Source organism: Stenotrophomonas sp. ZAC14D2_NAIMI4_7 (assembly GCF_003086675.1).
In the GTDB taxonomy this organism is placed as follows: Bacteria; Pseudomonadota; Gammaproteobacteria; order Xanthomonadales; family Xanthomonadaceae; genus Stenotrophomonas.
The window spans coordinates 3,892,114-3,916,783 of record NZ_CP025995.1; the positions used below are offsets into that span (position 1 = coordinate 3,892,114).

General features: G+C 67.9%; 28 protein-coding genes and 1 other RNA gene. 19 read left to right on the forward strand and 10 right to left on the reverse strand.

Going from position 1 to position 24,670, the window contains the following annotated elements:
* Window positions 1-7 precede the first annotated feature (7 nt).
* The 5 genes from C1922_RS17720 to C1922_RS17740 all read right to left on the reverse strand — a co-directional run bounded on the left by C1922_RS17720 (window position 8) and on the right by C1922_RS17740 (window position 4,720).
* Window positions 8-394 (reverse strand): RidA family protein, encoded by a 387-nt coding sequence (locus C1922_RS17720; protein ID WP_108750974.1) that lies wholly within the window; start codon window positions 392-394, stop codon window positions 8-10.
* A gap of 131 nt (window positions 395-525) precedes the next feature.
* Window positions 526-2,682 (reverse strand): bifunctional (p)ppGpp synthetase/guanosine-3',5'-bis(diphosphate) 3'-pyrophosphohydrolase, encoded by a 2,157-nt coding sequence (locus C1922_RS17725; RefSeq protein WP_108750975.1) that lies wholly within the window; start codon window positions 2,680-2,682, stop codon window positions 526-528.
* Window positions 2,683-2,787: 105 nt separating this feature from the next.
* Window positions 2,788-3,087, reverse strand: a complete 300-nt coding sequence (rpoZ, locus tag C1922_RS17730; protein ID WP_108750976.1) for a DNA-directed RNA polymerase subunit omega — start codon at window positions 3,085-3,087, stop codon at window positions 2,788-2,790.
* A 110-nt stretch (window positions 3,088-3,197) separates the two neighbouring features.
* Window positions 3,198-3,863 carry a guanylate kinase gene (gene gmk, locus C1922_RS17735; protein WP_108750977.1) on the reverse strand — a complete coding sequence of 222 codons (666 nt, stop codon included), beginning with the start codon at window positions 3,861-3,863 and terminating at the stop codon, window positions 3,198-3,200.
* Window positions 3,860-4,720 carry a YicC/YloC family endoribonuclease gene (locus C1922_RS17740; RefSeq protein ID WP_108750978.1) on the reverse strand — a complete coding sequence of 287 codons (861 nt, stop codon included), beginning with the start codon at window positions 4,718-4,720 and terminating at the stop codon, window positions 3,860-3,862. The genes gmk and C1922_RS17740 overlap by 4 nt, the downstream gene beginning before the upstream one ends.
* 128 nt (window positions 4,721-4,848) lie before the next feature.
* Here C1922_RS17740 and rph point away from each other — a divergent pair, with 128 nt between their 5' ends.
* The 7 genes from rph (at window position 4,849) to pepQ (ending at window position 11,982) form a co-directional block, all read left to right on the forward strand.
* The gene (gene rph, locus C1922_RS17745; protein ID WP_108750979.1) at window positions 4,849-5,574 is read left to right on the forward strand and encodes a ribonuclease PH; all 726 of its coding nucleotides are present in this window, start codon (window positions 4,849-4,851) and stop codon (window positions 5,572-5,574) included.
* Complete coding sequence (locus C1922_RS17750; RefSeq protein ID WP_108750980.1) at window positions 5,571-5,960, forward strand: VOC family protein; 390 nt, start codon at window positions 5,571-5,573, stop codon at window positions 5,958-5,960. Before rph ends, C1922_RS17750 begins: the two co-directional genes overlap by 4 nt.
* Window positions 5,957-6,553 carry an RdgB/HAM1 family non-canonical purine NTP pyrophosphatase gene (gene rdgB / locus C1922_RS17755; RefSeq protein WP_108750981.1) on the forward strand — a complete coding sequence of 199 codons (597 nt, stop codon included), beginning with the start codon at window positions 5,957-5,959 and terminating at the stop codon, window positions 6,551-6,553. The genes C1922_RS17750 and rdgB overlap by 4 nt, the downstream gene beginning before the upstream one ends.
* A 27-nt stretch (window positions 6,554-6,580) precedes the next feature.
* On the forward strand, window positions 6,581-7,813 hold the full coding sequence (hemW, locus tag C1922_RS17760) for a radical SAM family heme chaperone HemW (RefSeq protein ID WP_199912196.1): 1,233 nt from the start codon (window positions 6,581-6,583) through the stop codon (window positions 7,811-7,813).
* Between the two features lie 105 nt (window positions 7,814-7,918).
* On the forward strand, window positions 7,919-10,204 hold the full coding sequence (locus C1922_RS17765) for a DUF1631 family protein (protein WP_108750982.1): 2,286 nt from the start codon (window positions 7,919-7,921) through the stop codon (window positions 10,202-10,204).
* Window positions 10,201-10,575, forward strand: coding sequence for a PilZ domain-containing protein (locus C1922_RS17770; RefSeq protein ID WP_108750983.1), 375 nt, complete (start codon window positions 10,201-10,203; stop codon window positions 10,573-10,575). The genes C1922_RS17765 and C1922_RS17770 overlap by 4 nt, the downstream gene beginning before the upstream one ends.
* A 75-nt stretch (window positions 10,576-10,650) precedes the next feature.
* Window positions 10,651-11,982 (forward strand): Xaa-Pro dipeptidase, encoded by a 1,332-nt coding sequence (gene pepQ, locus C1922_RS17775; RefSeq protein ID WP_108750984.1) that lies wholly within the window; start codon window positions 10,651-10,653, stop codon window positions 11,980-11,982.
* Window positions 11,983-12,480: 498 nt separating this feature from the next.
* On the opposite strand, the gene C1922_RS17780 is transcribed toward pepQ, so the two are convergent.
* Entirely contained in the window at window positions 12,481-13,803 is a 1,323-nt protein-coding gene (locus C1922_RS17780) for an aminopeptidase P N-terminal domain-containing protein (protein ID WP_108751647.1), read from the reverse strand.
* A 5-nt stretch (window positions 13,804-13,808) separates the two neighbouring features.
* Complete coding sequence (locus C1922_RS17785) at window positions 13,809-14,357, reverse strand: UPF0149 family protein (protein WP_108750985.1); 549 nt, start codon at window positions 14,355-14,357, stop codon at window positions 13,809-13,811.
* Window positions 14,358-14,508: 151 nt separating this feature from the next.
* On the opposite strand from C1922_RS17785, the gene C1922_RS17790 reads away from it, so the two are divergent.
* The 8 genes from C1922_RS17790 to C1922_RS17825 all read left to right on the forward strand — a co-directional run bounded on the left by C1922_RS17790 (window position 14,509) and on the right by C1922_RS17825 (window position 18,837).
* Entirely contained in the window at window positions 14,509-14,730 is a 222-nt protein-coding gene (locus C1922_RS17790) for a TIGR02449 family protein (protein ID WP_079223080.1), read from the forward strand.
* Entirely contained in the window at window positions 14,727-15,023 is a 297-nt protein-coding gene (locus tag C1922_RS17795) for a cell division protein ZapA (RefSeq protein WP_108750986.1), read from the forward strand. The genes C1922_RS17790 and C1922_RS17795 overlap by 4 nt, the downstream gene beginning before the upstream one ends.
* A 97-nt stretch (window positions 15,024-15,120) precedes the next feature.
* Window positions 15,121-15,306, forward strand: a non-coding RNA gene (ssrS, locus tag C1922_RS17800) — 6S RNA.
* A gap of 83 nt (window positions 15,307-15,389) precedes the next feature.
* A complete protein-coding gene (locus C1922_RS17805; RefSeq protein WP_108750987.1) occupies window positions 15,390-15,983 on the forward strand; it encodes a 5-formyltetrahydrofolate cyclo-ligase in 594 nt (197 codons plus the stop codon).
* Window positions 15,980-16,459 carry an EVE domain-containing protein gene (locus C1922_RS17810; protein WP_108750988.1) on the forward strand — a complete coding sequence of 160 codons (480 nt, stop codon included), beginning with the start codon at window positions 15,980-15,982 and terminating at the stop codon, window positions 16,457-16,459. Before C1922_RS17805 ends, C1922_RS17810 begins: the two co-directional genes overlap by 4 nt.
* A gap of 22 nt (window positions 16,460-16,481) precedes the next feature.
* Window positions 16,482-17,129, forward strand: coding sequence for a ribose-5-phosphate isomerase RpiA (gene rpiA / locus C1922_RS17815; RefSeq protein ID WP_108750989.1), 648 nt, complete (start codon window positions 16,482-16,484; stop codon window positions 17,127-17,129).
* Between the two features lie 21 nt (window positions 17,130-17,150).
* Complete coding sequence (locus C1922_RS17820; RefSeq protein ID WP_108750990.1) at window positions 17,151-17,597, forward strand: DUF192 domain-containing protein; 447 nt, start codon at window positions 17,151-17,153, stop codon at window positions 17,595-17,597.
* Between the two features lie 394 nt (window positions 17,598-17,991).
* Window positions 17,992-18,837 (forward strand): SirB1 family protein, encoded by an 846-nt coding sequence (locus C1922_RS17825; protein WP_108750991.1) that lies wholly within the window; start codon window positions 17,992-17,994, stop codon window positions 18,835-18,837.
* Window positions 18,838-18,905: 68 nt separating this feature from the next.
* Here the strand turns inward: C1922_RS17825 and C1922_RS17830 are convergent, their stop codons facing one another.
* Entirely contained in the window at window positions 18,906-19,130 is a 225-nt protein-coding gene (locus tag C1922_RS17830; RefSeq protein ID WP_108750992.1) for a rubredoxin, read from the reverse strand.
* A gap of 34 nt (window positions 19,131-19,164) precedes the next feature.
* On the opposite strand from C1922_RS17830, the gene thiE reads away from it, so the two are divergent.
* Window positions 19,165-19,791, forward strand: a complete 627-nt coding sequence (gene thiE / locus C1922_RS17835; protein WP_108750993.1) for a thiamine phosphate synthase — start codon at window positions 19,165-19,167, stop codon at window positions 19,789-19,791.
* A gap of 16 nt (window positions 19,792-19,807) precedes the next feature.
* On the forward strand, window positions 19,808-21,097 hold the full coding sequence (hemL, locus tag C1922_RS17840) for a glutamate-1-semialdehyde 2,1-aminomutase (RefSeq protein ID WP_108750994.1): 1,290 nt from the start codon (window positions 19,808-19,810) through the stop codon (window positions 21,095-21,097).
* 93 nt (window positions 21,098-21,190) lie between these two features.
* Here the strand turns inward: hemL and azu are convergent, their stop codons facing one another.
* Window positions 21,191-21,640: an azurin gene (gene azu / locus C1922_RS17845; RefSeq protein WP_108750995.1), complete on the reverse strand. Its 450-nt coding sequence runs from the start codon at window positions 21,638-21,640 to the stop codon at window positions 21,191-21,193.
* A gap of 103 nt (window positions 21,641-21,743) precedes the next feature.
* On the opposite strand from azu, the gene C1922_RS17850 reads away from it, so the two are divergent.
* Entirely contained in the window at window positions 21,744-22,352 is a 609-nt protein-coding gene (locus tag C1922_RS17850) for an HAD-IA family hydrolase (protein WP_108750996.1), read from the forward strand.
* Window positions 22,353-22,466: 114 nt separating this feature from the next.
* Here C1922_RS17850 and C1922_RS17855 read toward each other — a convergent pair whose 3' ends face one another.
* Window positions 22,467-23,693 carry an acetylornithine transaminase gene (locus C1922_RS17855; protein ID WP_108750997.1) on the reverse strand — a complete coding sequence of 409 codons (1,227 nt, stop codon included), beginning with the start codon at window positions 23,691-23,693 and terminating at the stop codon, window positions 22,467-22,469.
* A 63-nt stretch (window positions 23,694-23,756) separates the two neighbouring features.
* Here C1922_RS17855 and C1922_RS17860 point away from each other — a divergent pair, with 63 nt between their 5' ends.
* On the forward strand, window positions 23,757-24,629 hold the full coding sequence (locus tag C1922_RS17860) for an ion transporter (RefSeq protein ID WP_108750998.1): 873 nt from the start codon (window positions 23,757-23,759) through the stop codon (window positions 24,627-24,629).
* Window positions 24,630-24,670: the final 41 nt, after the last annotated feature.

Genomic DNA, 24,670 nt, shown 5'->3' on the forward strand with positions numbered 1-24,670 from the left:
GTGGCGGTCAGTCGATGACCATCACCGCGTCGACCTCGAAGTTGGCGCCCTTCGGCAGGCCCGAGACTTCGATGGTGGAACGGGCCGGGAACGGGGCCTGGAAGTAGTCCTGCATGACCGCGTTGACCTTGGCGAACTCGCCCAGGTCGGTCAGGTACAGGCCCAGACGCACGACCTTGTCCAGCGAACCACCGGCGGCTTCGGCCACAGCCTTCAGGTTGTCGAAGGCGCGGCGGGCCTGCGCTTCGATATCGCCGGCACCAACGATGTCACCGGTGGCCGGGTCCAGCGGAATCTGGCCGGAGAAGTACACGGTGTTGCCGGCGCGCACGGCCTGCGAGTACGGGCCGATGGCGGCGGGTGCCTTTTCGGTGTTGATGATCTGGCGGGACATGGTCGCTCCGGTGCTTTGGGAAAACAGAGCGGTGATTGTACCGGGTGGGGATGCATCCACGCATGGCGTGGATCCACGGCCATGGGGTCAGAGCCCTCTCCGTTGGAGAAGGATCCGACCCCGGGTTTGCGTTACTGGCGGCGTACCGACTGCACCACCGACAGGCGGCGCAGGCGGCGCATCACTTCGGCCAGGTGGTTGCGATCGCGTACCTGGATGTTGAACGCCAGCACGGCGGCGTTGAAGTCGCGGTCCAGGTAGTCCACCCGTTCGATGTTGGAGTGGCTCTGGGCGATCGCGGCGGCCAATTGCGCCAGCACGCCGGTGCCGTTCTCCACTTCGACCACCAGCGCGGTGTCGTAATCGCCGGACACGGTGGTGTCCCAGCCGATCGGCACCCAGCGCTCGGGCGATTTGCGCAGCTCGGCCAGGTTCGGGCAATCCATGCGGTGCACGACGATGCCCTTGCCGGCGGTGTGGTAGCCCATGATCTCGTCGCCGGGAATCGGCTGGCAGCAGCCGGCGAAGGTGACCACGCCGCGCTCGCTGCCGTTGATCAGGATCTTTTCCTGCGAATGGTGCCGCGGGCCGCCACGCAGTTCGGCGTAGGACATCAGCGCCTGCGCGGCCTGGGTTGGCATCCAGTTGCCCAGTGCCACTTCGGCCAGCAGCGCTTCCAGGCGCGGGTAGCGGTGCTCGGCCAGGAAGGCGTCCAGACGGCCCTTGGGCAGGCGTTCCAGCGACGAATCCATTGCTTCCAGCGCGCGGTCCAGCATGCGATGGCCCAGCTGCACGGCGTCTTCGTGTTCCAGCTGTTTCAGCTGGTGGCGGATGGCGGTGCGCGCCTTGCTGGTCACCACGAATTCCAGCCACTGCGGCTTGGGCGTGGCCGAACGCGCGGTGATGATTTCCACCGACTGGCCCGACACCAGCTTGGTGCGCAGCGGCACCAGCTTCTTGTCCACGCGCGAGGCCACGGCCATGTTGCCCACGTCGGTATGCACGGCGTAGGCGAAATCGAGCGCGGTGGCGTTGCGCGGCAGGGCCAGGATCTTGCCCTTCGGGGTGAACAGGTACACCTCGTCCGGGAACAGGTCGACCTTCACGTTGTCGAGGAATTCCAGCGACGAACCGGCGGCGCGCTGCGAATCGATCAGTTCCACGATCCAGGCATGGGCCCGGCTCTGCGCGCTGTTGGGGGTGTCGCCGCCGAACTTGTAGGTCCAGTGCGCGGCCACGCCGCGTTCGGCGATCAGGTCCATTTCCTCGGTGCGGATCTGCACTTCGATGGGCGAACCGTAGGGGCCGAACAGCACGGTGTGCAGCGACTGGTAGCCGTTGGCCTTGGGAATGGCGATGAAATCGCGGAAGCGCCCGTCCAGCGGCTTGAAGGTGGCGTGCACCGCGCCCAGCGAGTGGTAGCAACTGGGCACGCTGCGCACGACCAGGCGGAAGCCGAACACATCCATTACCTGGTCGAAGGATTTGTTCTCGTCGCGCATCTTGTTGTAGATGCTCCACGGGGTCTTGATGCGGCTGACCAGGCGGTGTTCCAGGCCTTCTTTGGCCAGCCGCTGCGACAGCTGCACTTCCACCTGCGCCATGGCCTCGCGGCGCACCACCGGCTGGCTGCGGATGTGTTTTTCGATGATCGCGTGGCGCCACGGGTACAGCGCCTTGAAGCCCAGATTCTGCAGTTCGCTCTTGACCAGGCTCATGCCCAGGCGCTGGGCGATGGGCGCGTAGATTTCCAGCGTTTCGCGGGCGATGCGGCCGCGCGCTTCGCGGCTCTGCGCGCCCAGCGTGCGCATGTTGTGCAGGCGGTCGGCCAGCTTGATCATGATCACGCGCAGGTCGCGCGACATCGCCAGCAGCATCTTGCGGAAGCTTTCGGCGGCCGCCTCCTGGCGGTCGCGGAACTTCAGCTTGTCCAGCTTGGTCACGCCGTCGACCAGCTCGGCCACGGCTTCGCCGAACTCGGCGGCCAGTTCCTCGCGGGTCAGCGGGGTGTCTTCGATGGTGTCGTGCAGGATCGCAGCGATCAGCGCTTCCACATCCAGGCCCAGCTCGGCCAGCACCTGCGCTACGGCCACCGGGTGGGTGATGTAGGGTTCGCCCGACTTGCGCGTCTGCCCAGCATGTGCCGACGCACCGACTTCCCAGGCCCGGCGCAGCAGTGGCAGCTGCTCGGGGGGCAGGTAGTGGGCGGCACGTTCAAGCTGGAGGACGTAATCAGGTACGGCCGCGGCGGTGGGCGCGGCTACCTTGGCAGTGGGGCCTGGGTTCATGCCCGAAGCCTATTCCAGCGCGACGTTTACGGCAAACCCTGAATGCGAAACAGCCCGCACGGGGCGGGCTGTTCGGCTGTCCAGCAATGACCTTGATCGATGCGATCAATCGTCGTTCTTGGACATGTCTTCGTCGGCAACCACTTCGGCGGCGGCCCATTCCAGCGCTTCGCGCTCGGCACGCTCGCGCTCGGCCTTCTCGACTTCGTCGATCAGCGCGTTGTCGATCTTGCGGGCAGCGATTTCACGCAGCGCCAGCACGGTCGGCTTGTCTTCGGTTTCGCTGTTGTCCAGCGTGGCCTGCACGCCATTGGCGAGCTGGCGGGCGCGCTTGGAGGCCATCATGACCAGGTCGAAACGGTTGTTAACGACTTCCAGGCAATCTTCTACGGTAATGCGGGCCATACGGGCTCCCGGCGACCGGTCGGCCGCTCAGTCGAATGAGGGAAAGGGGACGGAGTGTACGGCCAGGGGCTGGACAAAATCAAGCCAACCCCTGGCGGAGCCTTTTGGAATCAGTCAGTTGCGCCCGAATCCGGGGTCAGCAGGGCCTGGATCAGGCCGGCGTGGCGGACCTTCTGGGCTTCACGGCGCAGGCGGCTGGCAGTGAAGATGGCGCACAGCTCGTTCACCGCGGTATCGAAGACTTCGTTCACGATCACGTAGTCGAAGTCGTTGAAGTGCAGCATTTCCTCGCGCGCCGCACCCAGCCGCTGGGCGATCACCGCCTCGCTGTCCTGGCCGCGCTTGCGCATGCGGTCCTGCAGGGCCTGCTTGGACGGCGGCAGGATGAACACCGTTACCGTGCCGGGCACCAGCTGGCGCACCTGCTGGGCGCCCTGCCAGTCAATCTCCAGCAGCACGTCCTGGCCGGCGGCCAGCTGCGGTTCCACCGACTGCCGGGCGGTGCCCTTCCAGTCGCCGTGGACCCAGGCGTGTTCGAAGAAATCGCCGGCGGCGATCATTTCCTCGAACTTCTCCGCGCTGACGAAGTGGTAGTGCTCACCGTTCACTTCGCCCGGGCGCATGGCGCGCGAGGTGAAGGAGATCGACAGCGCGATCTGCGGGTCGCGCGCCAGGGTGGCGTTGACGATGCTGCTTTTGCCGGCGCCGGACGGCGCGGCCACGATGTACAGGGTGCCGCGCGCGGGCGCACCGATGGGGGTGGGCTGGCTGGTCATTCGATGTTCTGCACCTGTTCGCGGATCTGGTCGATCAGCACCTTCAGTTCCACCGCTGCGTTGGAGGTGCGGCTGTCCACCGACTTGGAACCCAGGGTGTTGGCTTCGCGGTTGAATTCCTGCAGCAGGAAATCCAGGCGGCGGCCGACCGGCTCGCGCTGCTTCAGCACGCGGCGGATTTCCACGATGTGGCTGCCCAGCCGGTCCAGCTCTTCATCCACGTCCAGCTTCTGCAGCCACATGACCAGTTCCTGCTCGGCGCGGCCGGGGTCGACCGGGTGCGGCAGGTCGGCCAGGCGGGCGGCGAGCTTGGCGCGCTGCCCGTCGCGAATGGCCGGAATGAGCGTGCGCACTTCGGCGGCGATGCGCTCGATCGCGTCCACGCGCTCGGCGATGGCGGTGGCCAGCTTGTCGCCTTCGCGCTCACGGGCGGCCACGAAGCCGTCCAGTACCTGCTCCAGCAGGGCCAGCGCTTCCACCTGCAGGGCGGCGGCATCGGTGGCCTCGCCCTGGGTCACGCCCGGCAGCTGCAGCAGCTCGGTGAAGCTGACCTGCAAGTTGGGGAAATCCGAGGTGAGGCGGTGCGCCAGCTGGCCCAGTTGGCCCAGCAGCGCTTCGTTCACCTGCAGGCTGGCGGCGGCTTCCGGTGCGCGCAGGCGCATCACCAGGTCCAGCTTGCCGCGGCTCAGGCGCGCGGCGATGCGTTCGCGCAGCTGCGGTTCCAGCGCACGCAGTTCCTCGGGCAGGCGGGTGCCCACTTCCAGGAAGCGGTGGTTGACCGAGCGCAGCTCGCAGCCCAGCGTGCCCCAGGCCGTGGCGCGCTCGCCACCGGCATAGGCCGTCATGCTTCGAATCATCAGCGTTTCCGATGCTCTCAAAGGGGGAATGGTACCCTAGCGGCCCTATTCGAGCCTCCCTGCCTGCCCCTGACGGGTGCGGGCATGGCGGCGTACCTGCCTGTCTTACCCTCCAGGGAATTCGCACCATGTCCGATGCCCGCCCCAGTGGCCGCCAGCCCGACCAGCTCCGTCCGGTCGTCATCCAACGCGGCTTCACCCGCCACGCCGAAGGCTCGGTGCTGGTCTGCTTCGGTGAAACCCGCGTGCTGTGCACCGCCAGCGTGGAAAACCGTGTACCCGGCTTCCTGCGCGGCAAGGGCGAAGGCTGGGTGACTGCCGAATACGGCATGCTGCCGCGCGCCACCCACACCCGCAGCGACCGTGAAGCCGCGCGTGGCAAGCAGGGCGGCCGTACGCTGGAGATCCAGCGCCTGATCGGCCGCAGCCTGCGTGCCTGCGTGGACCGCAACGCGCTGGGCGAACGCACCATCACCCTGGACTGCGACGTGCTGCAGGCCGACGGTGGCACCCGCACCGCGGCCATCACCGGCGCCTACGTGGCCCTGGTCGACGCGGTGAACGTGCTGATGAAGCGCGGCGACATCAAGCGCAACCCGATCCTGGGCGCGGTGGCTGCCGTGTCGGTGGGCGTGTACCGCGGCACCCCGGTGCTGGACCTGGATTACGCCGAAGACAGCGACTGCGACACCGACATGAACGTGGTCATGAACGATGGCGGCGGCTTCATCGAACTGCAGGGCACCGCCGAAGGCCATGCCTTCCGCCGCGATGAACTGGATGCGCTGCTGGGCCTGGCCGAAAAGGGCGTGGGCGAACTGCTGGCCGCGCAGCAGGCGGCGCTGTCGGCATGAACCGTCGCATCGCCCTGACCACCCTGGTGGTGGCCGACTACGACCAAGCCATTGCCTGGTACACCGGCAAGCTGGGCTTTGCCCTGCTTGAGGACATCGACCAGGGCAGCAAGCGCTGGGTGGTGGTCGGCCCGACCGACGGCAGCGCCGCCGCCCTGCTGCTGGCCCGCGCCAGCAACGAGGAGCAGCGCAGCCGCATCGGCAACCAGACCGGCGGCCGCGTCGGCTTCTTCCTGAACACCGATGATTTCCGCCGCGACCACGCCGCCATGCTGGCCGCCGGGGTGGAATTCCTGGAAGCCCCGCGCGAAGAACCCTATGCCACCGTTGCGGTGTTCCGCGACCTGTACGGCAACACCTGGGACCTGCTGGAGCCCCGCGCATGAAGACGCTCGTGCTTGCCAGCCACAACGCCGGCAAACTGGTGGAAATGCAGGAAATCCTGGCCGACCTGCCGCTGCAGATCACCTCGGCGGCCGAGCTCGGCCTGGGCGATGTGGACGAAACCGGCCTGACCTTCGTCGAGAACGCGCTGCTGAAAGCGCGCGCGGCCTGCGAGGCCACCGGCCTGCCGGCGCTGGCCGATGATTCAGGCCTCATCGTCGATGCCCTGGGCGGTGCGCCCGGCCTGTACAGCGCGCGCTATGCCGGCCACCCGACCAACGCGGCGGCCAACAATGCCAAGCTGCTGCAGGCCATGGCCGACGTGCCCGATGGCCAGCGCAGCGCGCGTTTCTATGCGGTGATCGTGCTGCTGCGCCACGCCACCGACCCGCAGCCGCTGATCTGCGAAGGCCGCTGGGAAGGGCAGATCATCCGCGAGCTGCGCGGCACCAATGGCTTTGGCTACAACCCGGTGTTCCTGGATACCGCCCACGGCCTGACCGCCGCGGAAATGGAGCCGGCGCTGAAGAACGCGATCAGCCACCGCGCACTGGCCCTGCAGCAGCTGAAGCTGCAGCTGGCTGCCGCGCTCTGACCCACACCCGCACGTAGTTCTGCCGTCATGTCCCACGCCCACGATCACTGCAACCACCTGCCCGGCGAAGCCTGCGACGGCGACCACGGCCACCCTGCACCGGTGCGGCTGGTGCCGCCGCCGCTGTCGCTGTACGTGCACCTGCCCTGGTGCGTGCGCAAATGCCCGTACTGCGATTTCAACTCGCACCAGGCCAAGGGTGAGCTGCCGTTCGAGGCCTACATCGACGCCCTGCTGCGCGACCTGGACCAGGATCTGCCGCTGGTCTGGGGCCGGGTGGTGCACAGCGTGTTCTTCGGCGGCGGTACGCCCAGCCTGTTCCCACCCGATGCCATCGACCGCTTCCTGCAGCAGGCCAGCGCGCGCCTGCGCTTCGCGCCCAATGCCGAAATCACTCTGGAAACCAACCCGGGCACCGCCGAACACGGGCGCTTCGACCGCTACCGCGCGGCAGGCGTGAACCGCCTCAGCTTCGGCATCCAGAGTTTCGACGATGCCGCGCTGAAGCGACTGGGCCGCATCCACGACAGCGGCGAGGCCGAGCGCGCGGTGAAGATGGCCCAGGACGCGGGCTACGACAACTTCAACATCGACCTGATGTACGCCCTGCCGGAACAGACCCTGGCCGGTGCCGAGGCCGACCTGGAACGCGCCTTCGCGCTGCAGCCGGCGCACATCTCGCACTACCAGTTGACCCTGGAACCGAACACCGTGTTCTTCGCGCGGCCGCCGCAGGGCATTCCCGATGAAGACAACGCCTGGGACATGCAGGAACACTGCCAGGCCTTGCTGGCCCAGGCCGGTTACGGCCAGTACGAGGTCAGCGCCTATGCCCGCCCCGGCCGGCAGAGCGCGCACAACCTGAACTACTGGCGCTTCGGCGATTACCTGGGCATCGGCGCCGGCGCGCACGGCAAGATCAGTTCCGGTGCCGAAGAACACGTGCTGCGGCGCTGGAAGGTCAAGCACCCGCAAGCGTACCTGGACAGCGCCGGCAGCCCGGCCTCGTTCGGCGGTGACGAGGTGATCGCTGCCGAGCGCCTGCCGTTCGAGTACATGCTGAACCTGCTGCGCCTGCACGAAGGCTTCAGCCTGCGCGATTTCGAATCGCGTACCGGCCTGCCACGCACCGTGCTGGACGCGCCGCTGGCGCAGGCCCGGCAGCGCGGCTGGCTGCAGGTGGCCGACGGCCATGTGCAGCCCACCGAGCTGGGCCGGCGCTTCACCAACGATGTGGTGAGTCTGTTCCTGGAAGATTGATCGGACGCCCTGGATGGTTCCGGGCGATACCCGGCGGCTGGCGCCCTGCCCTGCCGACACGGTAGATTGCTGCAACGATCCGCGGGAATCCGGAACCCCTCGTCGATGTCTGCCGTTTTTTCATTGTCCAGCGCGGACTCCGCGCGCCTGGCCGCCGCCGACCTGCCACCGCGGGTACGCGAGGTGCTGGGCGCGTTGATCGGCCTGTGCCACCACACCCTCACCGCGCCGTTGATCCTGACGGTGGAGGCGCTGGAACAGACCCTGCTGCACGACGCCGACCACGCGCGCAATCCGCAGCAGCAGGCCGACCTGCTGGCCCAGCGCGGGCAACTGCACGCCTTCGCCGGGCACTTCAGCGAGCGCATGCTCGATGCCCTGACCGATGCACTGGTGCGCTTGCGCGAACCGGCCGCCGCGCCCGCGTCTCCGGCGACGCCGCCACCGCTGCCAGCCATGATGGGCCTGTCGCTGGTTGCCGAACACGAGGTGGACCGCGACCTGCTGCTGGTTGAAATGGTGCGCAGGGAAACCCTGCGTTCGGCCAATGCGCTGAACCTGCTGGGCCAGCGCATGGGTGTGCTGGCCGCCGCGCCGGCCTTCGATGCGGAAACGCTGCCGCTGGCGCCGCAGGCGCTGTGCGCGATGGTGCGCCGCCTGGCTGAACGCGATGGCCTGAGCATGGAGGTGCAGCTGGCGCTGTACCGCAGTTTCGAGCGGCAGTGCCTGGAACGGCTGGGCGATACCCTGGACCGCGCCAATGCGCTGCTGGCCCAGCACGGCGTGCTGCCCGGCCTGGTCTACACCCCCTACCTGGCCCGCTCGTCGGCCACCCGCCGGGTGATCACCCGTTCGGTCGGCTACGAACGCAGCGGGCGCCCTGCGCCGCGCACGGTGACCCCGATGACCGGCTGGGGTGGTTCGGCACCGGCCGGTTCGTGGTCGAACCTGATGCAGGACGCCTTCGCCGGCGCCGACGCGGCCGCCGCCGGGCTGACCGTGCCGGCCAACACCGTACTGCACGAACTGCTGCAGCAGGCCCGCCGCCTGCCGCCGCAGCCGCTGGCACTGGAACCGGCCGCGCTGCCCACCGCTGCGGTGGATGCCGTGCTGGCGCGCCTGCAGGGCCAGGCCAGCGCCGCCACCAGCGTGACCGACCTGCAGGGCGCCCTGCTGGCCCAACTGCGCAGCGAACATGGCGCGCAGGCGCAACTGGCCGGGCACGACCGCGACAACCTGGACCTGCTGCGGCTGCTGTTGCAGCAGGTGCAGCAGCAACAACGGCCCGACCCGGTACCGGCGGCCCTGCTGGCGCGCCTGCAGGTGCCGCTGGCCCGCGCGGCCATGGCCGACCCGGCCTTCTTCGTGCGCGACGAACACCCGGCGCGCGAACTGCTGAACACCGTGGCCGAAGCCGGCGCACGCTGGCTGGGCGACGACGACGTGGACCCGCAGCTGCTGCAGCGGCTGGCGCAGAGCGTGCAGGGCCTGCTGGGCCAGGATGCGCGCACGCCGGAGGCGTTTGCCGCCGCCAACGAGGACATCCAGCAGCACCAGCGCGCCGCCGCGCACCGCGCCGAACTGGCCGAACGCCGCCACGTGGAAGCCGCACGGGGCAAGGAGCGACTGGAACTGGCCCGGCGCGAGGCCACCACCCAGATCGACCACTGGTGCCAGGCCACGCAGCCGCCGCGCTTCGTGCAGACCCTGCTGCGCCAGGCCTGGGCCGATGCTCTCACCCTGACCCGCCTGCGCCACGGTGAGGATTCGCCGCAATGGCGCGAGCGCCTGCAGCAGACCGAGCGCATCGCCACGGTCACGGCCGCACCGGCCAGCGCCGCCGGCGTGACCGATGCGCCGCTGGCCGCCGACGTGGAAGCGGCGCTGCTGCAGGTGGGCTACCACGCCGACGAAGCGGCCGCCGTGGCCCGTCGCCTGGCGACCCCGGGCGGCGAAGACGAAAGCACCTCGCGCACGGAACTGAGCGCGCGCCTGAAGGCCCGTGCTCGCCTGGGCGAACAGAACGACGGCAGCGCTGACAGCCAGGCCGAGGCCGGGCGCGGCGCGCGCAGCGACAGCGAGGAAGCCTGCTACCAGCAGCTGGTCACGCTGCCCTTCGGCGCATGGTTTGACATCGACCAGGGCGAAGGCGCACAGCGGCGCCAGCGCCTGTCCTGGTACAGCCTGCTGACCGGGCACGTACTGCTGGTGAACGCCCGTGGCCAGAAGATCGGCGAAACCACGCTGGATACGCTGGCGCGGCAGATGGCCGGCGGCCAGGCCCAGCTGGTCACCGAAGAAAAGGGCCGTCTGGTGGACCGCGCCTGGCAGGCCAGCCTGTCGGCGCTGCGTTCGCTGGCCAGCCGCCTGAACCCGGAGCCCAAGGCATGAGCACGCAACCGCACGTGGATACCCGCCGCGCCCCGCGCCGGCAGGTGGCCGACCTGGTGCCGGTCACCGACCAGATGCGCGACGCCGTGATCGGCCGGCTGGGCAATGTTTCCGAAACCGGCATGCTGATGCTGGCCAGCACTGGCCTGCGCGAGGATGCGCTGTACCAGCTGCGCTTCCCGTTGGCGCTGGGCGATGGCCGCAATGAAACGATCGACGTGGGCGTGCACCTGCTGTGGAGCGAGCCGGCGCACGTGCCGGGCCAGCACTGGGCCGGTTTCCGTTTCCTGACCCTGTCGCGCGAGCACCGCCAGCTGCTGCGCGGCTGGATCGGCGAAGACAACGATCAGGCGCCGGTTTCGACAGGCTGAGTGCCGGTTCCGGCACAGCGGTTTTTCGCCGTATGCGGCAGAATCTAGGGCCGTTTTCCGTGTCGAGCCACCGCAATGATCCAGCAAGACCCCGGCGCTCTGTATTCCGACCACCTGGCCGTGCTGTGCCGACGCGCCGAACAGGCGCTGGCGCGCGGCGGCTTTGACCATCTGGTGGTGCCCAGCGGCACCCTGCATTACCAGGTGTTCGACGATCGCGATTACCCCTATGCGGTGAACCCGCAGTTCAAGGCCTGGCTGCCGCTCACCCGCGTACCCAACAGCTGGGTGGTGTTCACCCCGGGCAAGCGCCCGGCGGTGATCTTCCACCAGCCCTTCGACTACTGGCACGTGGTGCCCGATGCGCCCAGCGGCTGGTGGGTGGAGCACTTCGACATCCACATCATCCGCACGCCGGACGAGGCGCTGGCCCTGCTGCCGGCCAACCCGGCCCGCTGCGCGATCCTGGGTGAGCCGCAGAGCGCGCTGGGCGCCTACGTGCCGAACAACCCGGCGCCGGTGCTGAACTACCTGGAATGGCACCGCGCCTACAAGACGCCGTATGAAGTTGCCCTGATGCGCCAGGCACAGGTGCTGGGCGTGCGTGGCCACCGCGCCGCCGAGGCCGCGTTCCGCAACGGTGCCGACGAATTCAACATCCACATGGCGTACTGCCAGGCCGTCGGGCAGGATGCCAACGAGCTGCCCTACGGCAACATCGTGGCCCTGAACGAACACGCCGCCGTGCTGCATTACACCGAGCTGGGCCGCAAGGCACCGCAGCCGCTGCGCAGCTTCCTGATCGATGCCGGCGCCAGCGCGCACGGCTACGCCAGCGACATCACCCGCACCTACGCCGCGCACGGCCGCGACGAGTTCGCCGCGATGGTCGAAGCGGTGGACGCGGCCCAGCAGCAGATGTGCGCGGCGGTGCGTGCCGGCTTCGATTACAAGCAACTGCACGTGGACGCACATCTTTCGCTGATGGGCGTGCTGAAGGACTTCGGCGTGATCAACGTTTCGCCGCAGACCGCACTGGAAACCGGCGTCAGCGCCGCGTTCTTCCCGCATGGCATCGGCCATCTGATCGGCCTGCAGGTACACGACGTGGCCGGTTTTGCCGCCAGCGAAGACGGCGGCCGCATCGAGCGCCCGGCCGGCCACCCGTACCTGCGCCTGACCCGTGTGCTGGAACCGGGCATGGTGGTGACCATCGAACCGGGCCTGTACTTCATCGACATGCTGTTGAACGAAGTGAAGGCCGCCGGCCATGGCAATGCGATCAACTGGGACCGCGTGGACTTCTTCCGCCCCTACGGCGGAATCCGCATTGAAGACGAAGTGCTGTGCACCGAAGGCGACGCGGACAACCTGACCCGCCCGGCGTTTGCGGCAGCCAACGGCTGAGCCCCTCGTGGCTGGGCGCAGGGTGCGGCGGGATTACTGCCGTCTGGCCGGGCGGATGGGCTGTGCAGGGGACGCTGCAAGTACGTCCATGTAAGCTCGGTCGCCGCATCCATGCGGCTCACGCCCCTGCGCACCCCATCCGCCCGGCCACGGACAATTTCCGTGCGCGCCAGCCACGGAAAAGAAAAAGAAGATCAAAAGCGGGTCGCTCGCTGCGCTCGCTCTGTGTCGACCAAGGTCGACACCTACCAACGGCCGCGTGAACCAACACCGCATGTTCCAAGAATCGCCGTTACCAACAGCCGCGTGAACCTCTCGAAGGCGGGGCACTGCGGGTTTGCGGGGTGTGAGCCGCATGGATGCGGCGACCAAGCCCCCATGGACGGGTTTACGGCGTCCCCGCAAACCCGCAGTGCCCCGCCATGCCACGGAATGCCGCTCTTGCTTTGGCCGTTGCGGTTGCTTCAGTCGAGCAAGCTCGACTCTACGCAGTCCGGCTCAACCCGCCATCACCGCTTCAATCTCGTCCGCACTGCGCGCCAGGCCTTCGGTCAGCACGCGATGGCCGTCGTTGGTGATCAGCACGTCATCCTCGGTGCGGATGCCGATACCGCGCCAGCGCGGTTCCACCGTGGTGTCGTCCACGCCGATGTACAGGCCCGGCTCGATGGTGAAGGCCATGCCCGGTTCCAGCAGGCGCGATTCGCCGGCCAGCCGGTAGTCGCCCACATCGTGTACGTCCAGGCCGATCCAGTGCCCGGTCTTGTGCCGGTAGAAACGCTGGTACAGCCCTTCGGCCAGGTTCTTTTCCAGCGTGCCCTTCAGCAGGCCCAGCCGCAGCAGGCCCTCGGTCAGGGTCTGCACGGCGGCCAGATGGCCGGTCTCGTAGGCCACGCCCGGGCGCGCCTGCGCCATGGCGGCGGCCTGCGCCTGGCCGACCAGATCGTGCAGCGCACGCTGTTCGGCAGTGAAGCGGCCGTTCACCGGGAAGGTGCGGGTGATGTCGCTGGCGTATCCACGGTACTCGGCGCCCGCATCGATCAGCACCAGTTCGCCGTCGCGCGAACGCGCATTGTTGTCGCGGTAATGCAGGATGCAGCCGTTGCGACCGGCACCGACAATGCTGCAGTACGCGGGAACGGCATCGCTGGCGCGGAACACCCGCTCCAGTTCGGCCTGCAGTTCGTATTCGTGGATGCCCGCCCTGGCCGCGTGCATCGCCGCCAGGTGCGCACGCACGCTGATCTGCGCTGCATGCTGCATCAACGCCACTTCGGCACCGGATTTGAACAGTCGCTGCTCGTGCAGCAGGTGTCCCAGTTCCAGGAACTCGTGCGGCGGCTGCGCGCCATGGCGCACCTGCGAGCGCACGCGGTTCACCCAGCCGATCAGCTTCAGGTCGAAATCCGCTTCGCGACCGAAGTGGTAATAGACGCGCGAGCGCCCTTCCAGCAGCCCCGGCAGGATGTCGTCCAGATCATCGATCGGGTAGGCATCGTCCATGCCGTAGTGCGCCACCGCCCCGTCCTGGCCCGCGCGGCTGCCGTCCCAGGCTTCGCGCTCGGCATCGCGTTCGCGGCAGAACAGGATGGCCTCGCCGTGGCGGCGGCCGGGAATCAGTACCAGCACGGCCTCCGGTTCCGGGAAGCCGCTCAGGTACTGGAAATCCGAATCCTGGCGGAACGGGAAATGGGTATCCAGGCTGCGCACCTTCTCCGAGGCCGCCGGCAGGACCAGGATCGCATCGTCGCCGGCCATGTCCATCAGCTGGCGGCGGCGGCGCTTGTACTCGCCGGCGGCAATGCCGGTGCGCTGCTTGATATCCATCAGTTCAGGCGCTGGCGGTGGCGCGCGGCCAGCACCACATCGCCGTGCAGCAGCAGCACCGCCACGCGGATGAACTCCTCGATTTCCGACAGCGCCTCGTCATCGTCCTCGCCACCGGCTTCGAAATCCTCGCTGGAGGCACGTGCCAGGCTGGCCATGTCGGTCAGCGCTTCCTCGCCCTCTTCGGACAAGGTAGGACGGCGGCCGCCGCTGCCCAGGCCGAAGCCACCCAGGAACGAACGGGTCCAGCTGAACATGGCATCGGCCTGCGCGGCCACGTCGTCGTTGTCGGTCAGCAACAGTTCGAAGGCGAAATCGCGGTCTTCCAGCTGCTTGATGGTGGCTTCCAGCAGCTGCGCCAGCGCGCTGCCGGGGGCGACCGGGGCCAGGTTGTCGTCGGCCAGCACGCGGGCCGGCCAGTCGTTGCCTGGGGCGCCGCCGGCGGCCAGCCAGCCGCACAGGCCGCCATGCAGCTCGGCAGCGGTGGCGCCCAGGCCCAGTTCCTGGCTGGCGCGGGAAACGTCGTCGACGGAGGGAAGTTCGGTCATCGTGCGGCTCGTTCGTAAGGGAAACCCGGAGCGCGCACGCGCGCGCCCGTGAGCCCTGTAGTGTAGCAACCCGACCGGGTCGTCCTCGTGGCAGTCCGGCCCTGCTGCGACAACGCTTGACCGCCCTCGCCCGGCTTGCCTATCGTGCGGCATGGAACCCGCCGACCCCCTTGCCCAGCTGCAGGCTTTTGCCGCCCGCGTGGAAGCGCTGTTGGAGCGCAACCAGCGCCTGGCCGAGGAGAACCGCAGCCTGCGCCACCAGCAGGAACAGCTGGTGGCCGAGCGGTCCACCCTGCTGGCCAAGAACGAACAGGCCCGCTCGCGGGTGGAAGCGATGATCAGCCGGCTCAAATCCCTGGAGCAGCACACATGAGCGCAGAACCGGTCAGTGTCCGCATCCTCGATCGTGAATACACCGTGGGCGTGGGCGGCGATGAACGCGACAGCCTGATGGCCGCCGCGCGCCTGCTGGACGCGCGCATGCGCGAGATCCGCGGCAGCAACCGCATGGCCGCCGTCGATCGGGTGGCGGTGCTGGCCGCACTGAACCTGGCCCACGAGCTGCAACTGCTGCGCGACGAGAATGCACGCCAGGCGGTGGCCCTGCAGCAGACCCTGGCCGATCTGAACCGGCGCCTTGACCGCGCGATCGATAGCAGCGTGTGAGCAGCGCACGCAACGCGTCTTCTCATATCTGAATTGGCACGGACTGTTGCCGACGAACGGCCTATCCAGATCGTGCACGCTGGCTATAATGGCCACGCGTTCTCTGCGGTACTCGACGGCATGTGCAAACATTCGCCTTGTCCCTTAAGAACGACACCGGGAGCGCGACAGCGCCGGGAGTGCAGGTCCGCCTTGTAGCGGGAAGCCCGATGGTTCTCCAGCGTTCCCACTTGAGCCCCCGGGTTCAAGGTCGTTTCGCATGCATCGACATTGCGGAGAATGCAATATTCCAGCAAGGGCGGCGTCTTCGGGCGTCGCCCTTGTTCTTTCCGGCACAATGGCCGCTGTTTTCTGCCGCCACCTGCCATGACCGACCCGCGCCAGGCCCTGCGCCACGACCTGCGGCAACGCCGCCGCGCACTTTCCGCGCCCATCCGCATTGCTGCTGCCGAATCGCTGGCAGACGCCCTGCTGGCCCTGCCGTTCGCCCCGCGCGAAGGCGCCGTGGCCGGCTACTGGGCGCTGGATGGCGAGATCGCCCTGCACCGCTGGCAACTGCAGTTGCCTGACACCGTGGCCTATTGCCTGCCGGTGCTGGCCGGCGATGTGCTGCGCTTTGCGCCCTGGCGGCCGGGCCAGCCCCTGACCAGCAACCGCTACGGCATTCCCGAGCCCGATGTGGCGGCGGCCGACACCCTGGACGCCAGCCAGATGGCGCTGGTGGTCACTCCTCTGGTGGGCTTCGACGCGCAGTGCCGGCGGCTGGGCATGGGGGGCGGCTGGTATGATCGCAGCTTCGCCTTCCGCCACGACCGGCCGGCACCGCCCTGGCTGGTGGGTGCCGCGTTCGCTGCGCAGCAGGTCGAGTCCTTGCCGGTGGCGTCGTGGGACGTGCCGGTGGATGCGATCTGCACCGAAGACGGCGCCCTGTTCCCCTCCGCTGCCCCCGTGAACGCATGACCGCCCGCAAGCGCTATTGGCTGATGAAGTCCGAACCGGACGCTTTTTCCATCGATGACCTGGCCAAGGTGAAGGTCGAGCCCTGGAACGGCGTGCGCAACTACCAGGCGCGCAACTTCATGCGCGACGGCATGCAGGTCGGCGACGGCATCCTGTTCTACCACTCCAATACCAAGGTGCCCGGCATCGTCGGCCTGGCCACGGTGGCCAGTCCGGCCTACCCGGACGACACCCAGTTCGACCCGGAATCCGACTACCACGACCCCAAGAGCACGCGCGAGAACCCGCGCTGGATGCTTGTGGACGTGGCCTTCGACCGCAAGCTGCCGCAGGTGATCGCGCTGGACGAGATCAAGCTGCACGCCGACGAACTCGGCGAAGGTTTCCCGCTGGTTGCCAAGGGCAACCGCCTGTCGGTGTTCCCGGTGACGGCCGCGCAGTGGAAGCTGCTGCTGTCGCTCGAAAAGAAATCCTGATTCCCTGCCTGAGAGTCCTCCCATGTCCGAAGCCAAGCGCCTGGCCGCTGAAAAAGCCATCGAATACGTCGAAGACGGCATGATCGTCGGGGTCGGCACCGGTTCCACCGTGGCCTACTTCATCGATGCATTGGCCCGCATCCAGCACCGCATCAAGGGCGCGGTGTCCAGTTCGGAACAGAGCACCGCACGCCTGAAGCAGCACGGCATCGAGGTGATCGAGCTGAACCACGCCGGCAACCTGTCGCTGTACGTGGACGGCGCCGATGAGTGCGATCCGGGCAAGTGCCTGATCAAGGGCGGTGGCGCGGCGCTGACCCGCGAGAAGATCATTGCCGAGGCCAGCGAGCGTTTCGTCTGCATCGTCGATCCCAGCAAGCAGGTGCCGGTGCTGGGCAACTTCCCCCTGCCGGTGGAAGTGATTCCGATGGCGCGCAGCCTGGTGGCCCGACAGATCCGCGACATGACCGGCGGCCAGCCGACCTGGCGCGAGGGCGTGGTGACCGACAACGGCAACCAGATCCTGGACATCCACAACCTGCAGATCACCGATCCGGAAAAGCTGGAGCGCGAGCTGAACCAGCTGCCGGGCGTGGTCTGCGTGGGCCTGTTCGCGCGCCGCCGCGCCGACGTGGTGATTGTCGGCGGTGAACCGCCGGTCGTGCTCTGACCCCTGCGAAGGACCCTGACGATGTCGCTGTTGCGTTCGCTGCTGATGCTTCCGCTGCTGGCCCTGACCGGCTGTGCCACCGATGCCGCCCGCCACTGGGTGGAGCTGGACGGTGCCCGTTACAAGGTCGAACTGGCCACCAACGATGACACCCGCGCCCGCGGCCTGATGTTCCGCGACCAGATGCCGGCCGACCACGGCATGCTGTTCGTGCACGAGCAGGAAGAGATGCAGGCGTACTGGATGAAGAACACCCGGATCGCGCTGGACATCCTGTACTTCGACAGCCAGCGCCGGCTGGTCAGCCAGCAGCGCGATGTGCCGCCCTGCTCGGCCGGCGACCGCTGCCCGCCCTACCCCAGCAGCGGCCCGGCCCGCTACGTGCTGGAGCTCAATGCAGGCCAGGCGGAAAAGCTGAAGCTGAAGGACGGCACCGCACTGACCTTCGGCCCGGGCATCGAGAACTGATGGGGTGCCGGGTGGCGCCCGGCACCCGCCGAATCAACATCAACGGCAAAAGCTGGGCGGCCAAGGGATGGCGGGCGCTGCGGGCTTGCAGGACACGCCGCAAACCCATCCTTGCGGGCTCGTAGGCGCCTTGCTCGTGTGCGCAATCCTGCGCACACGAGCAAGACCGGGGTTGGCGTCCTGCCCAACCCGCCCGAGGCATGCCTCGGGCCCATGGCGCCTGCGGTCCTGCAAGCCCTCACCGCCCCGCATCTGACAGATTCCTTGTGCTGCTGGCAGGTGTCGACCCTGGTCGACACGGTAGATCCTCGCCATGCGTGGATGGGGAACAACGACAAGCGGAATTCACGCCGCACCGCTTGAAACCGCCTGCGATTGCCGCCAGTCTGTGGCCATGCAGGACCGGATCACACTCCCCGACTGGGATGCACTGGCCGACCTCGATGACGAGGCGCTGCCACTGTTGCCGACCGCGCTGCTGATCGCGCGCGATGAATACCCCGATCTTCAACCCGGCGTGTACGAGGCGCTGGTGCAGAGCCATGTCGATCACCTGCGTGCCGAAGTGGACACGATCGAGCGCTGGCCGATGAAGATGGCCGCGGTGAACCGCCACCTGTTCGACGAGCTGGGTTACAGCGGTGACCATCAGCAGTACTACGACCCCCGCAACAGCTACCTCAACCAGGTGTTCGAACGACGCCTGGGCAATCCCATCTCACTGGCCCTGGTGCAGATGGAAGTGGCCCGGCGGCTGGGCATTCCGCTGGACGGGGTGTCTTTTCCCGGCCATTTCCTGGTGCGGCTGCCGGTGGATGACGGGGTGCTGGTGATGGACCCGTTCAATGGCGGCCGCCCGCTGGACGTGGACGAGCTGCGCGAACGCGCCAAGTCACACCTGGGCGGGCAGGCCCCGGACGACCAGGTGCTGGCGCAGATCCTGGATCCGGCGCCGAGCCGGGCGATCCTGATCCGCATGCTGCGCAACCTGCATGGCGTCTATGCCGAAGCGGCCGAATGGGACCGTGCCGCGCGCAGCGCCGACCGCCTGCTGAAACTGGCCCCGGAACAGGACGATGCCCTGCGCGACCGTGGCCTGGCCTATCTGCAACTGGAGTACCTGGCCGGCGCCCGGCATGACCTGGGGCAGTACCTGAAGCGCAACCCGGACGCCAGCGATGCACAGTGGCTGCGCGAGAAGCTGATCGACCTGGTCGGGCCGATGCCGCGGTTGCATTGAGTCATCAGTGTGCGGACCTACGGTCCGCACCTACCGGTAGCGCCGGGCCATGCCCGGCGGCGCCTCAATCAATCGATCTCGACCATCTCGAAATCATCCTTGGTCACCCCGCAATCGGGGCAGGTCCAGGTCTCGGGAATGTCCTCCCAGCGCGTGCCCGGGGCGATGCCCTCCTCCGGCAGCCCGTCCGCCTCACGGTAGATGAAGCCGCAGACCACGCACATCCAGGTGCGCAAGGTGGTGGGGGTGGCATCGCTCATCGGATAATCAACGCTGGATTCACTGGCCGTCATTGTCCCACCGCGGCCCTTCTACCGGTAGCCATCCATGAACGCAGCTTCCCCGGCGCCCCGCGGCGTCTACCTGATCACCCCGGACGAGGCGGATACCGCGCGCCTGCTGGCACGCACCGCGCCGCTGCTGGCTGCCGGCGCCACCTGGCTGCAGTACCGCAACAAGACCGCCAGCGATGCGCTGCGCGTGGAGCAGGCCACCGCCCTGCAGGCGCTGTGCGCCGGACACGGCGTACCGCTGATCATCAATGACGACCCGGCGCTGGCCCAGGCCGTGGGCGCGGCCGGCGTGCACCTGGGCGGCACCGACGGTGATATTCCCAGCGCGCGTGCCCTGCTCGGCCCGGCCGCCATCATCGGCGCGTCCTGCTACGACCAGTTGGCCAACGCCGAAAAGGCCGTGGCCGCCGGCGCCAGCTACGTGGCCTTCGGCGCCTTCTTCCCCACCACCACCAAGATCACCAGCAGCCGCGCCCACACCGACCTGCTGCGGCAAACCGCCGCACTGGGCGTGCCGCGGGTGGCCATTGGTGGCCTGACCCCGGACAATGTGGGTCCCATCATCGATGCTGGCGCCGACCTGGTGGCCGTGGTCAGCGGCATCTATGCCGCACCGGACCCGGTCGCGACCCAGCGCGCCTTCCTCGCCCAGTTCGCGTAATGCCCAGGAAAGCCCCATGAACCACGACCAGTCCCACGCCCTGTTCTCCCGCGCCCAGCAGCTGCTGCCGGGCGGCGTCAATTCGCCGGTGCGCGCGTTCAAGTCGGTGGGCGGTGAACCGTTCTTCGTCGAACGCGCCGACGGCGCCTACCTGTACGACGTGGACGGCAACCGCTACATCGACTACGTGGGCTCGTGGGGGCCGATGATCGTCGGCCACAACCACCCGGCCGTGCGCCAGGCAGTGAAGCGGGCGATCGACAACGGCCTGTCCTTCGGCGCGCCGTGCGCGGCCGAAGTGACCATGGCCGAGACCATCACCCGGCTGGTGCCGTCGTGCGAAATGGTGCGCATGGTCAATTCGGGTACCGAAGCCACGCTGTCGGCCATCCGCCTGGCGCGCGGCGCCACCGGCCGCAACCGCATCGTGAAGTTCGAAGGCTGCTACCACGGTCACGGCGATTCGTTCCTGGTCAAGGCCGGCAGCGGCATGCTGACCCTGGGCGTGCCGACCTCGCCGGGCGTGCCGGCGGGCCTGAGCGAACTGACCCTGACCCTGCCCTACAACGATTTCGAAGCGGCCACCGCGCTGTTCGAGGCGCAGGGCAGCGAGATCGCCGGCCTCATCATCGAACCGGTGGTGGGCAACGCCAACTGCATTCCGCCGCGCGAGGGCTACCTGCAGCACCTGCGCGCGCTGTGCACGCAGCACGGTGCGCTGCTGATCTTCGATGAAGTGATGACCGGTTTCCGCGTGGCCCTGGGCGGCGCGCAGGCGCACTACGGCATCACCCCGGACCTGACCACTTTCGGCAAGATCATCGGCGGCGGCATGCCGGTGGGTGCCTATGGTGGCCGCCGCGACCTGATGCAGCAGATTGCACCGGCCGGCCCGATCTACCAGGCCGGCACGCTCAGCGGCAATCCGGTGGCGATGGCCGCCGGCCTGGCCATGCTGGAGCTGGTATCACAGCCGGGCTTCCATGCCGACCTGGCCGAGCGTACCGCGCGCCTGTGTGCTGGCCTGGAAGCCGCGGCCGCCGAAGCCGGCGTGGCGGTCACCACCACCCAGGTGGGCGCGATGTTCGGTCTGTTCTTCACCAGCGAAAAGGTGGAGACCTATGCTCAGGCCACGGCCTGCGATATTCCGGCGTTCAACCGCTTCTTCCACGCCATGCTGGAACAGGGCGTGTTCCTGGCGCCGTCGGCGTACGAAGCCGGGTTCATGTCCAGCGCCCACGACGATGCGGTGATCGAGGCCACGCTGGCCGCCGCGCGCGTTGCGTTCAAGGCCGCGAAGGGGTAAGCGGCCTCGGGCTGCCAACCTCCCGCTCCCTGGTAGGTGCCAACCTTGGTTGGCACGCGTGCAGTCGAGCATGGCTCGACTCTGCAAACGGCATCAACCGAAGACGAAGCTGCCCTTCATCATCGCGAAGTGCCCCGGGAACGAGCAGAAGAAGGTGTAATCACCGCCCTTCTGCAGGCCCTTGGTGGAAAACCGCACGCGCGTCGTCTCGCCGCCACCGATCACCTTGGTATGCGCCAGCACCCGCTTGTCGGCCTTGGGCAGGTAGCTGTCGGCCAGGCTCATGCGCATGCCGGCCAAGGCCACCGGCTGGTAATCGGCCGTGCGGGTCAGCACCCAGTTGTGGCCCATGGCGGTGGCCGCCAGCTTGCCGGTGTGGCGCAGGGTCAGGTCCACTTCGCTGCAGTCGGCTGCCACCTTGATCTGCCGGCTGCTGAAGGTCATCTGGTCGGTGCTGTCGATGCTGACCGCACACACCCGCGCCATTGCCGCCGGTGCGAACAGCAGCGCACCCAGTCCGATTGCCACGCCCCAAGCCTTCATCAATGCGTCTCCTGCCAAGTCATCTTCATTCTAGGCAGTGACCGCGCGCACGGGCTGCGACAGGGTGTCGCATGCGGTGTGCAGGCTCAGGCATGCTGCAGGCATGGAGATACGAATGTTGCTGCTGGATGTGGATGGCGTGCTGCTGCAGTACCAGCGCACGCAGCGCGTGCTGTTCCTGGCCCAGGCCCTGCAGTGCAGCACCGCGCAGGTGCAGGCCGCGTTGTTCGACAGTGGGCTGGAAACCGCCTACGACGCCGGGCAGGTCAGCACCGATGACTATCTGGCACAGCTGGGCCACGCATTGGATGTCAGCGTGGATGTGCCGACCTGGATCGCTGCGCGCCTGGCCGCGTGCCGGCCGCAGGCGGCAGTGGTGCAGCGCTTGCTGGCCCTGGATGACGCTCTGCCGCTGGCGGTGCTGACCAACAACGGGCCGCTGATGGCGCAGGTGCTGCCGCAACTCCTGCCGGAACTGCACGCCCGCCTGCAGCCGCGCGTGCTGTGCAGCGGCATGCTGGGCGGCCGCAAGCCGGACCCGGCGGTGTTCAAGCGCGCATTGCAGCGGCTGGATGCCGATCCAGGCCACGCGCTGTTCGTGGATGACCTGTTCGTCAACGTGCGCGGCGCACGCGCGGCCGGGCTGCATGCCGAAACCGTGCGCGACGGGCGCGGGCTGGGGAAGGTGTTGAAGCGCTACGGGATACGATGATCCGGGGTCAGAGCCCTCGCCGTGGGCGAGGGATCCGACCCCTGGGCCACGATGATCCGGGGTCAGATCCGTCTCGTACGAGAGGGCTCTGACCCCATCATCAGGACGTGCAGCTCAGCGCGCGGCGACGAACGCGGCGATGGCCGCGCGCAGGCGCTTCAGGCCTTCGGCCACTTCTTCATCGGTGATGTTCAGCGACGGCACGAAGCGCAGCACGTCCGGGCCGGCCTGCAGGGTCAGCAGGCCCTGGTCGGCGGCGTGGTCCAGGATGGCACCGGCCTGGCCGGCGAAATCCTTGTTCAGCACCGCGCCCAGCATCAGGCCGCGGCCGCGCACATCGCTGAAGATGTTGAACTCTTCGTTGATGCGGGCGAACCCATCGCGCAGCGCCTTCGACTGGCGGCTGACGTTGGCAGCGATCTCGGCCGAACCCAGCTTGCGCAGCGCCACACGGGCAACTGCAGCGGCCAGCGGGTTGCCGCCGAAGGTGGTGCCGTGCGCGCCGAACTGCATGGTTTCGGCCACCTTCGGGCCGGCCAGCATGGCGCCGATCGGGAAGCCGCCGCCCAGGGCCTTGGCCAGGGTGACCATGTCCGGCACCACATCGTCCTGCCAATGCGCGAACAGGGTACCGGTGCGGCCCATGCCGGCCTGGATCTCGTCCAGCACCAGCAGTGCGTTGTGCTGGTCACACAGCTCGCGCACGCGCTTGAGGAAACCGGACTTGGCCGGCATCACCCCGCCCTCGCCCTGGATCGGCTCCAGCATCACCGCGGCCACGTCGCCGGCGGCCATCGCGGTTTCCAGCTGCACTTCATCGTTGAAGTCGATGTAGCGGAAGCCACCGGGCAGCGGCTCGTAGCCTTCCTGGTACTTCGGCTGGGCAGTAGCGGTCACCGCGCCCAGGGTGCGGCCGTGGAAGCTGCCGCGGAAGGTGATGATGACGCGCTTGTCGGCCGGGCGGCCTTGGCTGGACGCCCACTTGCGCACCATCTTGATCGCCACTTCATTGGCTTCGGCGCCGGAATTGCACAGGAACACGCGCTCGGCAAAGCGGCTGGCCTTCACCAGTTCTTCGGCCAGGTGCAGCGGCGGTGCGCTGTAGAACACGTTGCTGGTGTGCCAGAGCTTGCTGGCCTGTTCCACCAGGGCGGCAGTCAGGTCCGGGTCGTTATGGCCCAGGCCGCACACGGCAATGCCGGCGGCCAGGTCGATGAATTCGCGGCCCTGGCTGTCCCACACGCGGGCGCCCTGGCCTCGCTCCAGCACCACCTGGCGGGGCTTGTAAACCGGCAGGTAGTAGTGCGAAAGGGAGATCAGCGGATCGGTAGCGGCGGTCATGGCAGTGGGCAGGATTCAGGAACCCCCATTCTCGCCCCCCAGCCCCTGCGGCACAATGCACCGATGCGCCCGTTTTCCGCCCCCCAACTGAACCCCGCCACCGCCTCCGGCTGGCGCCGCACCTGGTTCGACATCATCTACCGGCGCGACACCCGGCCCTCCCGCAATTTCGACCTGATCCTGGTGGTGGCGATCATTGCCAGCATCCTGGTGGTGATGATCGACAGCGTGCAGCACCTGCATGTGGCCTGGGCCGATGGGCTGTACGTGATCGAATGGGTCTTCACCGCCCTGTTCACGATCGAATACCTGCTGCGCCTGGCGGTGGTGAAGCGCCCGCTGCGCTATGCGGTCAGCATCTGGGGGATCATCGACCTGCTGTCGATCCTGCCCGCCTATCTGTCGCTGTTCGTGCCCGGCGCGCAGAGCCTGCTGGTGGTGCGTGCGCTGCGCATCCTGCGTGTGTTCCGCATCCTGAAGCTGACCCGCTACATCGAAGAGAGCGGCATCCTGCTGCAGTCGCTGTGGCGCAGCCGGCGCAAGATCCTGCTGTTCCTGTTCACGGTCATCACCATCACGATCATTGCCGGCACCCTGATGTACGTGATCGAAGGCCCCGAGCACGGCTTCAGCAACATCCCGGCCAGCATGTACTGGGCGGTGGTGACCATGGCCACGGTGGGTTTCGGCGACATCGTGCCGCAGACCGTGCTGGGTCGTTTCGTCACCTCGGTGCTGATCCTGATCGGCTACAGCATCATCGCCGTGCCCACCGGCATCTACACCGCTGAACTGGCCAGCAGCATGCGCGAAGCCGAACTGGCTGCGCGCCGCGACGCCCGCGGCTGCCCGCACTGCGGGCTGGAAGGCCATGAGCCCGATGCGCGGCATTGCCGCCGTTGCGGCCACGCCATTCCCGATACCTTCAACAGTTGATGGCAGCCGCCGGGCATGGCCCGGCGCTGTCCGTCGGTCTA